General features: G+C 58.9%; 13 protein-coding genes. 6 read left to right on the plus strand and 7 right to left on the minus strand.

From position 1 onward, the window contains the following. Positions 1-105: 105 nt before the first annotated feature. Entirely contained in the window at positions 106-672 is a 567-nt protein-coding gene (gene phaR / locus PHX69_RS10710) for a polyhydroxyalkanoate synthesis repressor PhaR (RefSeq protein WP_119012270.1), read from the minus strand. Between the two features lie 156 nt (positions 673-828). Here phaR and aat point away from each other — a divergent pair, with 156 nt between their 5' ends. The 3 genes from aat to PHX69_RS10725 are packed head-to-tail and all read left to right on the plus strand — an operon-like array spanning position 829 to position 3192. After that, the gene (gene aat / locus PHX69_RS10715; RefSeq protein WP_288043691.1) at positions 829-1584 is read left to right on the plus strand and encodes a leucyl/phenylalanyl-tRNA--protein transferase; all 756 of its coding nucleotides are present in this window, start codon (positions 829-831) and stop codon (positions 1582-1584) included. Beyond that, positions 1581-2333 carry an arginyltransferase gene (locus PHX69_RS10720; protein WP_288043692.1) on the plus strand — a complete coding sequence of 251 codons (753 nt, stop codon included), beginning with the start codon at positions 1581-1583 and terminating at the stop codon, positions 2331-2333. Before aat ends, PHX69_RS10720 begins: the two co-directional genes overlap by 4 nt. A gap of 58 nt (positions 2334-2391) precedes the next feature. Further along, entirely contained in the window at positions 2392-3192 is an 801-nt protein-coding gene (locus tag PHX69_RS10725) for an IclR family transcriptional regulator (protein ID WP_119012329.1), read from the plus strand. Between the two features lie 36 nt (positions 3193-3228). Here PHX69_RS10725 and pbpG read toward each other — a convergent pair whose 3' ends face one another. The 6 genes from pbpG to PHX69_RS10755 all read right to left on the minus strand — a co-directional run bounded on the left by pbpG (position 3229) and on the right by PHX69_RS10755 (position 10742). Further along, complete coding sequence (gene pbpG / locus PHX69_RS10730; protein WP_119012267.1) at positions 3229-4341, minus strand: D-alanyl-D-alanine endopeptidase; 1113 nt, start codon at positions 4339-4341, stop codon at positions 3229-3231. A gap of 154 nt (positions 4342-4495) precedes the next feature. Further along, complete coding sequence (locus PHX69_RS10735) at positions 4496-6034, minus strand: 2-isopropylmalate synthase (protein WP_119012266.1); 1539 nt, start codon at positions 6032-6034, stop codon at positions 4496-4498. Positions 6035-6248: 214 nt separating this feature from the next. Further along, entirely contained in the window at positions 6249-7085 is an 837-nt protein-coding gene (pssA, locus tag PHX69_RS10740; protein ID WP_288043694.1) for a CDP-diacylglycerol--serine O-phosphatidyltransferase, read from the minus strand. Positions 7086-7261: 176 nt separating this feature from the next. Beyond that, on the minus strand, positions 7262-8278 hold the full coding sequence (gene ilvC, locus PHX69_RS10745) for a ketol-acid reductoisomerase (RefSeq protein WP_119012264.1): 1017 nt from the start codon (positions 8276-8278) through the stop codon (positions 7262-7264). A 53-nt stretch (positions 8279-8331) separates the two neighbouring features. Next, positions 8332-8823 (minus strand): acetolactate synthase small subunit, encoded by a 492-nt coding sequence (gene ilvN / locus PHX69_RS10750; protein WP_119012263.1) that lies wholly within the window; start codon positions 8821-8823, stop codon positions 8332-8334. 140 nt (positions 8824-8963) lie between these two features. Next, the gene (locus PHX69_RS10755) at positions 8964-10742 is read right to left on the minus strand and encodes an acetolactate synthase 3 catalytic subunit (RefSeq protein ID WP_288043696.1); all 1779 of its coding nucleotides are present in this window, start codon (positions 10740-10742) and stop codon (positions 8964-8966) included. Between the two features lie 275 nt (positions 10743-11017). Here PHX69_RS10755 and PHX69_RS10760 point away from each other — a divergent pair, with 275 nt between their 5' ends. From PHX69_RS10760 to PHX69_RS10770, 3 genes are read left to right on the plus strand one after another with little or no spacing between them, the layout of a single operon-like run. Continuing rightward, positions 11018-11587: an RNA polymerase sigma factor gene (locus tag PHX69_RS10760; protein ID WP_119012261.1), complete on the plus strand. Its 570-nt coding sequence runs from the start codon at positions 11018-11020 to the stop codon at positions 11585-11587. Further along, complete coding sequence (locus PHX69_RS10765; protein ID WP_119012260.1) at positions 11584-12027, plus strand: DUF3619 family protein; 444 nt, start codon at positions 11584-11586, stop codon at positions 12025-12027. The genes PHX69_RS10760 and PHX69_RS10765 overlap by 4 nt, the downstream gene beginning before the upstream one ends. 17 nt (positions 12028-12044) lie before the next feature. Further along, positions 12045-12887 carry a DUF3106 domain-containing protein gene (locus PHX69_RS10770; RefSeq protein WP_288043697.1) on the plus strand — a complete coding sequence of 281 codons (843 nt, stop codon included), beginning with the start codon at positions 12045-12047 and terminating at the stop codon, positions 12885-12887. Positions 12888-12980 lie beyond the last annotated feature (93 nt).

The following is a 12980-nucleotide window of genomic DNA, read 5'->3' on the forward strand; positions in this document are numbered from 1 at the left end:
GGGCATCCAAGTGACACGAACCCGATTTTGGGTATTTTGGTGGGAGTGGGGGCTTCAATCATGGGCGTATTGTCCCAGCATTGGCCCCCCGGGGCACGCGCAGGGTCAGCGCTTGAGGCCCAGCACACCCAGCATCTGCTCGGTTTGCTTTTGCATTTTTTCCTGCATCTGGGTCACCATACTGCGCGACTGCTCGGCGTAGTTGCCCATCAGACCTTGCAGCATGGGCGACTGCGCGCTCATGAACTGGGCCCAGATTTCGGGGGTCATGGTTTGCGATTGCTCAGCCAACTTGGTTTGCATGTCGGTGAAGACCTGCACGTTTTTTTCCAGGTAGTTGCCCATGAAGCCCTGCATGGCGTGGCCATAGGCGCGGATGATGTTGGCCAGCACCGCCTCGGTGAACAGTGGCGCGCCGCCGGCCTCCTCTTCCAGAATGATTTGCAGCAAGATGCTGCGCGTGATGTCTTCGCCAGTTTTGGCATCGCGCACCACCAGCGGCTGGCGCTCCATGACCAGTTGCTTGACCTGGGACAAGGTGATGTACGTCGATGTCGCGGTGTCGTAGAGGCGGCGGTTGGGGTATTTCTTGATCACACGCTGCGCCGCTTTGGTCACGGGCACCGTTTGGGGGTCTTGCACTACTGGCTCCTCGGGCAGTGGCCCATTCATTGATTGCGTCGCAACGGATTTTAGGGTGCCCGCCTTGGGCACAGGCACGGAATTACCCTCCAGCGCAACGAGCCGCCAAGCCGCACCCCACAAGCCTGCACCCCGACAGACACGTTCTGAAAGACAATGCAGGCGCTGTGACTACCCGGTAAATCAATGCCCCCCCACCTGCACTGGCTGGAGCCCCAAGACCCGTTTCCATCCGCCACATTGGCCTGGGGCCCGGAAGATCCCGCACCGGGCCTGCTCGCAGCGGGCCAGCACCTGGATGCAGAACACCTGCAACGTGCCTACAGCGAGGGGATTTTTCCGTGGTTTGGCCCAGGCCAGCCGGTTTTATGGTGGAGCCCCGACCCGCGTATGGTGCTGCGCCCTCAGAAGTTTCGATTGCACCGCTCTTTGCGCCGCACGCTGCTGAAGTTTCGCGCCCAGCGTGGTTGCGAAATCCGCGTGGACAGTGCCTTTGAGGAGGTGATGCGTGCCTGTGCCAACACCGCTCGCCCAGGCCAGGACGGCACCTGGATTGTTCCCGGCGTTATCCAGGCTTACGCCGCATTCCATGCCGCAGGCCATGCCCACAGCGTGGAAACCTGGATCGATGGCCGTTTGGTGGGCGGGTTGTATTGCGTGGGAATAGGCCGGGCAGTATTTGGCGAATCCATGTTCGCGCACCAGACCGATGCTTCCAAGATTGCGCTGGCCGCGCTGGTGTGTCTGTGCCGACAGCAGGGCGTCACACTCATCGATTGCCAGCAAAACACACGGCATCTGGCGTCTCTGGGCGCCCGTGAAATTGCGCGCGACCTCTTTTTGCAGCATGTGCGGCAAACGCGCAGTCAGCCACCACTGCGGTGGCAATTTGACCCCGTATACTGGAACGCGCTTTTGCCTCCTGAAGCCATTGCGGCATGACGCAACTCAACGACCTCCCCCCCCAAAAACTCCAGTTTTACGCCACCGCCCCCTACCAGTGCAGCTACCTCCCGGAGCGCCAAGCCCGCTCACAGGTGGCAACGCCAGGGCATCTGGTGTGCAGCGATAACTTCACCAGCCTGGTACAGCAGGGCTTTCGGCGCAGTGGCATGTTCACGTACCGTCCTTATTGCGACGGCTGTGATGCCTGCACACCGCTGCGCGTATTGGCGCAAGAGTTCACACCAGACCGCAGCCAGCGGCGCGCCTGGGCACGCCACAACATCTTGCAAACCCGGGTGATGAACCCTTGCTTTGTGCCAGAGCATTACCAGCTGTATCTGCGCTACCAGAACGGTCGCCATGCAGGCGGCGGCATGGACCACGACAGCATTGACCAATACACGCAGTTTTTATTGCAAAGCCGGGTCAATACACGGTTGGTGGAGTTTCGCCAGCCCAGCGACAACCACCCTCACGGCATCCTCAAAATGGTTTCCATCCTTGATTTGCTGGACGACGGGCTGTCTGCGGTCTATACCTTTTACGAGCCTGAAACCCACTGTAGCTATGGCACCTACGGCGTGCTGTGGCAAATTGAGCAGGTGCGTGCGCTGGGCCTGGCGCATGTGTACCTGGGCTACTGGATACAGGCCAGCCCCAAAATGAGCTACAAGGCCTCTTACCTCCCGCATGAAGTGCTGCACCAGCAGCAATGGAAACGGGTTTCCCACGCTACCGGCTTTTAGCCCACCCCATGCAATTTCACTCTATAAAATGCACGAACGCTGTGCGAGTTCGTTGCCCATGAAAAAAACAGATCCCGGAATTCACCATAAACCCAGCGTTCAGGTCATTGAACGTATCTTTGCACTGATCGATGTGCTGGCCTCCAAGGAAGAAGCGGTATCGCTGAAAGAAATCAGCGAAAGAACAGGCCTGCACCCCTCGACCACCCACCGCATCCTCAACGATTTGGCCACAGGGCGCTTTGTGGACAGGCCGGAAGCCGGCAGCTACCGACTGGGCATGCGCCTGCTGGAACTGGGCAATTTGGTCAAAGCGCGGCTGAGCGTGCGCGATGCGGCCCTGGCGCCCATGCGCGATCTGCACAAACTGATACAGCAGCCCGTTAACCTGAGCATGCGCCAGGGCGATGAAATTATCTATGTCGAACGCGCTTACAGCGAGCGATCTGGCATGCAGGTGGTGCGCGCCATTGGTGGCCGTGCACCACTGCACCTGACCTCCACCGGCAAGCTTTTTCTGGCAGCAGACGACCCCCAACATGTGCGCAATTACGCCATGCGCACCGGCCTCGCAGGCCACACCCGCAACAGCATCACACAATTGCCGACACTGGAGCGCGAACTGGCCAAGGCACGCCAACATGGCGTAGCCCGGGACAACGAGGAGCTTGAGCTGGGTGTTCGTTGTATGGCTGCGGGCGTTTACGACGACCAAGGCAAGCTGGTGGCAGGACTCTCGATCTCAGCCCCTGCAGACAGGCTGGACGAAGGCTGGCTCTCTAAACTACAGGCAACAGCCAACGAAATTTCACTGGCACTGGGCTATCCCGGCCCTGGCGCCCCCACCCAATTGCGATAAACCAAAGCTGCGGCACAGCGCAGCTTTGGTATTGTGTCAGTTGGCGCTGCGCATCTGCGCTTGAGACACGGTGGAGCGCAGTGCGGGCATAGACTCCACCCAATTGCGTACTCGCTCAGCATCTCCCAGACGGCTGAATTTTCCAGCAGAGTCCAAGAACACCATGATCAGCTTGCGCCCGGAAATTTGCGTCTGCATCACCAGGCAACGTCCTGCCTCAGAGATATAGCCGGTTTTCTGCAAGCCAATGTCCCACGAAGGGCTCTTTACCAAACGGTTGGTGTTGTTGTATTGCAATGTTCTGCTGCCCACCGCCACCTCGTAGCCGGGCGAAGTGGAAAACTCACGCAATATAGGATCGCTGTGCGCAACGTTCACCAGCACAGCCAGATCACGCGCACTGGACTGGTTGTTGCTGGACAGTCCGGTAGGCTCCACAAAACGGGTGTCCATCATGCCCAAAGCGCGCGCCTTGGCATTCATCTGGTTGACAAATACGGCCAACCCGCCAGGATAGGTGCGCCCCAGCGCATGGGCAGCACGGTTTTCACTCGACATCAGCGCAAGATGCAGCATCTCCCGACGGGTCAGCGTAGTTCCTACCATCAGGCGTGACCGACTGCCTTTTTCTGTATCAACGTCATCCTGGGTAATGGTGATGTGCTCATCCATCGACAAACGCGCTTGCATGATGAGCAACCCCGTCATGAGCTTGGTCAGCGATGCAATGGGCAAGACCGCATGGTCGTTTTTGCTGAGCAGAACTTCGTGTGTATCCTGATCAATCACCAAGGCCACACTGGATTTGAGATCAAGCGGATCACTGACCTTGTGCAAACCTGCCAGCTCACCAAACGAAAGCCGGGCTGGCTCCACCGCCGCCGCAGCAGCCACCGCGCGCACGGGGGTTCTGGCACTGGCCGCAGCAACACGCGAAGCCTTGACACCAACAGCGGCTTTACGCGCAACCACACGCACGGGCGTGCGCTTGGCTTGCTTGGCCGCAGCAGAACTGACCTGTTGTTTTTTGGAAGGCGATTTTTTGCGCTCTGCCGCATGCGCAGTGGGCAGCGAAATCGCCAAACCCAGCACACCGATGGTCAACGCTTGAAAGAAAGAACGCAGCACTGCGTTAGGACGGCGGAGCATCACGACGTGTCTCCAAACGGCAAAATGTGTCAATGTATTGCAATCAAAAAGTCAGGTGAGGCTTATGCCTCACCTGACTTTTGAATCGATTGTGTCAAATTATAGGGCTGAAACCCCGATTGACACGACACTTACTGTAGTGACCTAAGCGCTTTCAACCCTGCGCGGCCACACGATCGGCCTTGCTGTGCAGCTTATTGAGCGCACTGAGGTAAGCCTTGGCCGAGGCCACCACGATATCGGGATCAGCGCCCACACCATTGACCACCCGACCGCTGTTTTGCAAGCGCACGGTCACTTCCCCTTGGCTCTCCGTGGAGCCACTGATAGCGTTGACCGAATACAGCACCATTTCGGCGCCGCTTTGCACATGGGATTCAATGGCTTTGAGGGATGCATCCACCGGCCCATTGCCAACCGACTCCGCTTTCACCTCTTTACCACCCACGGTGAAAACCACACAGGCGTGCGGCATCTCGCCCGTTTCGCTGTGCTGCGACAACGAAACAAAACCGTACTGCTCCTTCTCCGCGCTCACACTCTCGTCATTGACCAACGCCAGAATGTCTTCGTCAAAAATGTCGCTTTTACGATCGGCCAGCTCTTTGAAACGTGCGAAGGCAGAGTTGATTTCAGCCTCGCTGTCCAGACTCACCCCCAGCTCTTGCAAGCGCTGCTTGAACGCATTGCGACCGCTGAGCTTGCCCAGCACAATCTTGTTGTTGCTCCAACCCACATCCTCGGCGCGCATGATTTCGTAGGTGTCGCGCGCCTTGAGCACGCCGTCCTGGTGAATACCGCTGGCATGGGCAAAGGCGTTGGCTCCCACCACCGCTTTGTTGGGCTGCACCACAAACCCGGTGATCTGGCTGACCATGCGGCTGGCAGCAACGATGTGCTGGGGGTCAATATTCAGATCAAGGTTGAAATAATCGCGCCGCGTTTTGACAGCCATGACCACTTCTTCCAGGGCGCAATTGCCAGCGCGCTCACCCAGACCATTGATCGTGCATTCAATTTGGCGCGCACCTCCAATCTTGACCCCAGCCAACGAGTTGGCCACCGCCATGCCCAAGTCGTTGTGGCAATGTACCGACCAGATGGCCTTGTCGCTGTTGGGCACACGTTCACGCAAAGTTTTGATGAAATTGCCGTACAACTCGGGAACGGCGTAACCCACCGTGTCGGGCACGTTGATGGTAGTGGCGCCTTCAGCAATCACCGCCTCAATCACGCGGCACAAAAAATCCGGATCGCTGCGGTAGCCATCTTCTGGGCTGAACTCAATATCGCCACAGAGGTTGCGGGCAAAACGTACCGATTGCTTGGCTTGCTCCAGCACCTGTTCGGGCGTCATACGCAGCTTTTTCTCCATGTGCAACGCCGAGGTGGCAATGAAAGTGTGGATGCGTGCCCGGTTGGCACCTTGCAAAGCCTCGGCAGCACGTGCAATGTCGCGGTCGTTGGCGCGCGACAGCGAGCAGATGGTGGAATCCTTGATGTGGTTGGCAATCAACTGCACGGCATCAAAGTCGCCGTTGGAACTGGCAGCAAAACCTGCCTCGATCACGTCCACCTTCAAGCGTTCCAACTGGCGGGCAATGCGCAACTTCTCGTCTTTGGTCATCGACGCACCGGGTGACTGCTCGCCATCGCGCAAGGTGGTATCGAAAATGATCAATTGGTCGGCCATGTGTTTTCTCCTGGTGTTTTGTTAACGGGTTGCCCGCAAGGTCAAAAATTCTGGTGCCCAAAACAAAAAGGCCCGTTGCGGGTGCATACGGGCCTTTGAGGAAAAAGTGTGCGCACGCGCCTTACTGCCTCCGCCCGAAGGAAGATAGCAGTAGGGCCAGAGCAAACGTTTTCATGCGTTCCAATGTAGCACAGTTGCTGCAGTGCCGCACTGCTTACTTGTGCAGCCCCCGCTCGTCGGGTTCATCCGTGGACGTACTGATGACGCTGGTTTGCACCCCCTTGGCCTTGCGCCAGGCGTACACGCCGTAACCACTGAGGCCGTACAGCACAAATACCCCGAACAAGGCAATCGGCGGATGGATGTTGATCACCGCAATACCCAGTGCGATCAGCACAATCACGACAAAAGGCACGCTTTTCTTCATCTGCACATCTTTGAAGCTGTAAAACGGCACATTGGTCACCATGGTCAGGCCGGCGTACAACGTAAATCCAAACATGACCCAGGCAATCTGCCGCCACGTCAGCCAGGCGGCATCAGCCCCCCGGTGCATGCCAAGTTCGCTCATGAGCCAGATCAAACCAGCCACCAGCGCAGCCGCCGCCGGCGATGGCAACCCCTGAAAGTAACGCTTGTCCACCACCCCGGTATTGACGTTGAAGCGCGCCAGACGCAGCGCCGCACAAGCGCAATACACAAAAGCAGCAATCCAGCCCCAGCGCCCCAAATCCTTGAGCGCCCAGACGTAAGCGATGAGCGCAGGCGCCGCGCCAAAAGACACCATATCGGACAGTGAGTCCATTTGCTCGCCAAAAGCGCTTTGCGTGTTGGTCATGCGGGCCACGCGGCCATCGAGGCTGTCGAGCACCATGGCACAAAACACACCGATAGCAGCCATGTCAAAACGCCCGTCGACGGCCATGACAATCGCATAAAACCCCCCAAACAGCGCCGCCAGGGTGAACAGGTTGGGCAAGATGTAAATCCCTTTGCGGCGCTTGCGCACCAGAACCTCAGGGACGTCTTTGGCTCCATTGCCGTCATGCATCAAATTGACCTCCAGCGCACGTCCATCGTGCGCGAGCAGCTATAAAAATCATAGTATCTTAACCCACCAGTCGGCGCTGGAGGCAGATCGCAGTGTAGCGCCGCGCAAGGGCACGTCGGCCAATGAAAAAGGCCACCGAAGTGGCCTTTGGCAATCAGGACAGCAAGTGGCCCGGATCAGTTGCGGGTTTGGTCTACCAGCTTGTTCTTGGCGATCCAGGGCATCATGGCGCGCAGCTTCTCGCCCACCACTTCGATCTGGTGCTCGGCGTTCAGGCGGCGGCGGGCCGTCATGCTCGGGTAGTTGGTCTTGCCTTCCAAGATGAACATCTTGGCGTATTCGCCGGTCTGGATGCGCTTCAGGGCAGCGCGCATGGCTTCGCGCGATTTGTCGTTGATGACTTCAGTGCCGGTCACGTACTCGCCATACTCCGCGTTGTTGGAGATGGAGTAGTTCATGTTGGCAATGCCGCCTTCGTACATCAGGTCAACAATCAACTTCAGCTCGTGCAGGCATTCGAAGTAGGCCATTTCAGGGGCGTAGCCAGCTTCGGTCAGGGTCTCGAAACCCATCTTCACCAGCTCGACGGCACCGCCGCACAGCACGGCTTGTTCGCCGAACAGGTCGGTTTCGGTTTCTTCCTTGAAGTTGGTTTCGATGATGCCGCCCTTGCCGCCGCCGTTGGCCGAAGCGTAGGACAGGGCCAGGTCACGGGCCTTGCCGGACTTGTCCTGGTACACCGCGATCAGCGTGGGCACGCCGCCGCCTTTGAGGTATTCGGAACGCACGGTGTGGCCAGGGCCCTTGGGGGCGACCATGACCACGTCCAGATCGGCGCGGGGCACCACCTGGTTGTAGTGCACGTTGAAGCCGTGGGCAAAAGCCAGCGTAGCGCCTTGCTTGATGTTCGGGGCGACGTTGTTGTTGTACACCTCGGGGATGTTCTCATCGGGCAAGAGGATCATGACCAGGTCAGCGGCTTTGACGGCATCGTTGACTTCCATCACGGTCAGGCCAGCCTTGGCGACCTTGTCCCAGGAAGCGCCACCTTTGCGCAGACCGACCACGACTTTCACGCCGCTTTCGTTCAGGTTCTGGGCGTGGGCATGGCCTTGGCTGCCGTAACCGATGATGGCCACGGTCTTGCCCTTGATCAGGCTCAGGTCACAGTCTTTATCGTAGAAAACTTTCATGTTGGCTCCAGGGGGTTAAATCGTTAAAAACGGAAAGTCAAAACAGGCACAACTCACACGCGCAGAATGCGCTCGCCACGGCCAATGCCGCTGGCGCCGGTGCGCACGGTTTCCAGAATGGCGGTGCGGTCCAGCGCTTGCAGGAAAGCATCGTTTTTGCTCTGGTCGCCGGTCAATTCGACGGTGTAGCTCTTGTCGGTCACGTCGATGATGCGGCCACGGAAAATGTCGGCCATGCGCTTCATCTCTTCGCGCTCCTTGCCCACAGCGCGCACCTTGACCATCATCAGCTCGCGCTCGGTGTAGGCGCCTTCGGTCAGATCGACCACCTTGACCACTTCGATCAGGCGGTTGAGGTGCTTGGTGATCTGTTCGATCACGTCATCCGAGCCAGTGGTCTGGATGGTCATGCGCGACAGCGAGGGGTCTTCGGTGGGCGCAACGGTCAGCGACTCGATGTTGTAACCACGGGCCGAAAACAGGCCCACTACGCGCGACAGCGCGCCAGGTTCGTTTTCGAGCAGGACGGCAATGATGTGTTTCATGGCAATGGATTCCTCTTTTTGCTGCCCTCCCCCGCTGCCGGTAAACAGCGGGCTTGGCAGGCAATAGATTCGTCTAAAAAATAACTATCAAAATGATAGCTGCTAGCGCTTACTGGATAAGCGCTGGAGGCCGATTTAGCTTAAAGCTCTTCCGAACCCAGCAGCATTTCGGTAATGCCCTTGCCCGCCTCCACCATGGGCCAGACGTTTTCGGTCGGGTCGGTGCGGAAGTCCATGAACACGGTGCGGTCCTTGATGGCACGGGCTTCGCGCAGGGCGGGCTCCACGTCTTCAGGGCGCTCAATCAGCATGCCGACGTGGCCGTAGGCCTCGGCCAGTTTGACGAAGTTGGGCAGCGCATCCATGTAGCTGTGGCTGTAGCGGCCTTGGTAGATCAGCTCTTGCCACTGGCGCACCATGCCCAGGTAGCGGTTATTCAGCGAAATCACTTTGACGTGCGTACCGTACTGCTGGCAGGTGGACAGCTCCTGGATGTTCATCTGGATGGAGCCTTCGCCGGTGATACACCAGCAATCGGCCTGCGGCTTGGCCAGCTTGATGCCCATCGCATACGGCAGGCCCACGCCCATGGTGCCCAGGCCACCCGAGTTGATCCAGCGGCGCGGCTCGTTGAACTTGTAGAACTGCGCGGCAAACATCTGGTGCTGGCCCACGTCCGAGGTGATGTAGCAGTCATCGTCCTTGGTCATGTTCCACAGGGTTTCAACCACAGCTTGCGGCTTGATGACCTCAGTGTTGGCGCGGTCGTAAGCCAGGCAATCCTTGACGCGCCAGCCTTCGATGGTGTCCCACCAGGCACCCAGAGCCTGGGCATCAGGGCGCTGCTGGCCCTCCTTGATCATGGCGATCAGTTCGGTCAGCACGTCTTTCACGTCGCCCACAATCGGCACATCCACCTTCACGCGCTTGGCGATGCTGGAGGGGTCGATATCAATATGGATGATCTTGCGCTCCACCGAGGCAAAGTGCTTGGGGTTGCCAATCACGCGGTCGTCAAAGCGGGCGCCCACGGCCAACAGCACATCGCAATGCTGCATGGCGTAGTTGGCCTCGACGGTGCCGTGCATGCCCAGCATGCCCAGGAACTTCTTGTCGGTGGCGGGGTAAGCACCCAGCCCCATCAAGGTATTCGTGACCGGGTAGCCCAGCATATCGACCAGCGTGCGCAGTTCGTTGCAGGCATTGCCCAGCAACACACCACCGCCGGTGTAAATGTAGGGGCGCTTGGCATTCAGCAGCAATTGCAGTGCCTTGCGAATCTGGCCACCGTGCCCCTTGCGCACCGGGTTGTACGAGCGCATGGCGACCGATTCCGGGTACCCATGGTAGGCGGTCTTGTTGAACGACACATCCTTGGGCACATCCACCACCACCGGGCCGGGGCGACCAGTGCGGGCAATGTGGAAGGCTTTTTTCATGATGTCGGCCATGTCACGCACATCCTTGACCAGGAAGTTGTGCTTGACGATGGGGCGGGTGATGCCCACGGTATCGCACTCCTGGAAGGCATCGGAGCCAATGGCTGCCGTGGCCACCTGGCCCGAGATGATGACCATCGGGATGCTGTCGCTGTAAGCGGTGGCTATGCCGGTGACGGCGTTGGTCAGGCCGGGGCCAGAAGTCACCAGGGCCACGCCCACCTCGCCAGTGGCGCGGGCAAAACCATCGGCAGCATGCACCGCTGCCTGCTCGTGGCGCACCAGCACGTGCTGGATGGTGTCTTGCTTATAAATGGCGTCGTAGATGTAGAGGACTGCGCCGCCGGGGTAACCCCAGATGTACTGCACGCCTTCAGCCTGCAACGACTTGACGAGAATCTCGGAGCCCATGAGCTCGGGGGTATTGGATGCGTTTTGAGCAGCAGCCGCGGAAGAGATTTCCGCTTTGGTGATTTCCATGATGAACCTTTGTGAATTTCTCTAACGAAAAACCTTCGGTGCTCCTTGCGCGAACTCTTGTGAAGCCGGCTTGGAACTTGAGACCAAGGCCATGGACGAGAAGAGTGCCCCGCCGGACCGTGACCCGTTTGCTTTTTTGATGTACGGCGCGGATTATCGCACTGCAGCATACGAATATGGGACGGGCGCCAAAAAAAGCCATCCCGGTGCGATAATCCTGTGCTTGTGCGCCCCAGGCCCGCCGCGCGCCAGACGACCTCTTTCAGCGACACCTCTTGGCTACCGAACAAGAACTTTCCGATTTCCTTAAAAGCGTGGAAAAACGCGCGTTCAAGCGTTCGTATTACCACGTGCGCAACGAGGAAGCGGCTTTGGACATCGTGCAGGAAAGCATGATGAAACTGTCGGAGCATTACGGCGACAAACCCGCCAACGAGCTGCCAATGCTGTTTCAGCGCATTTTGTCCAACTGCACGCTGGACTGGTTTAGGCGCCAAAAAAGGCACAACGCCCTGTTTTCCCACCTCAGTGACTTTGAAGCGCCCGGTGACGATGCCGGCGACTTCGACCTGCTGGAAGCATGGGCAGGGCCTGACGATGGCGAGCGCGCTCAAAGCGCTGAAGACCTGGCCCGGCGCAGTCAAACGTTGCGCGATATTGAAATAGAAATCCAGGCACTGCCTCCACGTCAACGGGAGGCGTTTTTGATGCGTTATTGGGAAGAGATGGACGTGGCTGAAACCGCAGCCGCCATGGGTTGCTCTGAGGGCAGTGTCAAAACCCATTGCTTTCGCGCCGTCCAAGCCCTCAGCAAAGCCCTGAAGGCCAAAGGAATAGAACCATGAACACTTTGCAATCGCACCCCCACGAATCTGCCTGCGACGTCTATGCACGCCGCTTGGCTGCGCGCCTGGACGACAGCACAGGAGAGCTACCCCACGATATTTCGGAGCGCCTGCGGGCGGCGCGCGTACAGGCACTGGCCCAACGCAAAAAAGCCGTTCCAGTACACCAGACGGCACCTACAGTGGTGCAAACAGGCGCCAGCGCCGCGCTGGGCTGGCTGGGCGGTGGCAGTGGCTGGTGGCGCTCCCTGCTGGGCGCAGTTCCGGCCATGGCACTGATGGTGGGTCTGGTGGTCATCAACTTTTCGCAAGACGCATACAGCACGGCAGAAGTAGCCGAAGTGGATGCCGCCTTGCTCACCGATGATTTGCCGCCCGCAGCCTACGCAGACCCTGGATTTGTGCAATTCCTCAAAGCAGGCGGCACACAAAACCACTGACAACTGCGCACGCCTGCATGCACGTACTGGACTCCGCCCCCTCCCGCTTTAGCCCCAGCATCTGCGCAGCCTTGGTGCTGCTGGGTGCGCTGACCCTGTGTGGCTGGCAAGTCTTGCAGCAAGTACGCATGGCCCCTGGCACCGTGCTGCCTGTAGGGGCCCTGACCAGCAAGCAAGCCACCAACGATATGCGTCCCACAGATGCTGCTGTCCCCGCCTCTGGGCCCGGCTGGATGGAACTCACGGCGGCCCAAAAATTGGCGCTGCGCCCATTGGCAGAGCGCTGGTCTTTTCTGAGTGAGCTGCAAAAACGCCGTTGGCTGGTGTTGGCACAAAGTTTCGCCAGTTTGCCTGCCCCCGAGCAAGCCAAGCTGCATGAGCGCATGACCGAATGGGCCAATCTCAGTGCGCAGCAGCGCAACCAGGCGCGTCTGAATTTCGCAACCGCCAACAAACTGGCTCCCGACAACAAACGTGCGCAGTGGGAGGCTTACCAAGCCTTGAGCAGCGAAGAAAAAAAGCGTTTGGCTGCGGGCGCTACCCCCCGTCCTACGGGGGCTGCCACAGCGCTGCGACCTGTGCCTGCACGCAAACTGGCCCAGGTGCCCGCTGCCACTGCCAGCGATGCCAATCCGCTGAACCCCCCCAAAATCCCTCCCCCGCCCAATCGTATAGCGCGCCCTGCACCATCCCAGCCAGCCACGGACACACGCACACACACGGCAGAACCCATCGTGGTTGAAACCGTACCGATTTCTGTCCCTATCGCCACGCCACTGCCACTGCCCCCATTACCATCGGGTTCTGCCCCTGCGGAGCTACCGCCCCCCTCCGAGCCCGATTCGCCTAATTTCCACTGACTTTCTGAATGCACGCCTCGCCATCGCGCCCATCCCGGCAGCACCCCCAGGCTGGGCCGACAGCCCCTGAATCCACCTTGCTGCAAGCTCCGC

This window comes from Simplicispira sp., assembly GCF_028687295.1.
Classification (GTDB): domain Bacteria; phylum Pseudomonadota; class Gammaproteobacteria; order Burkholderiales; family Burkholderiaceae_C; genus Simplicispira; species Simplicispira metamorpha.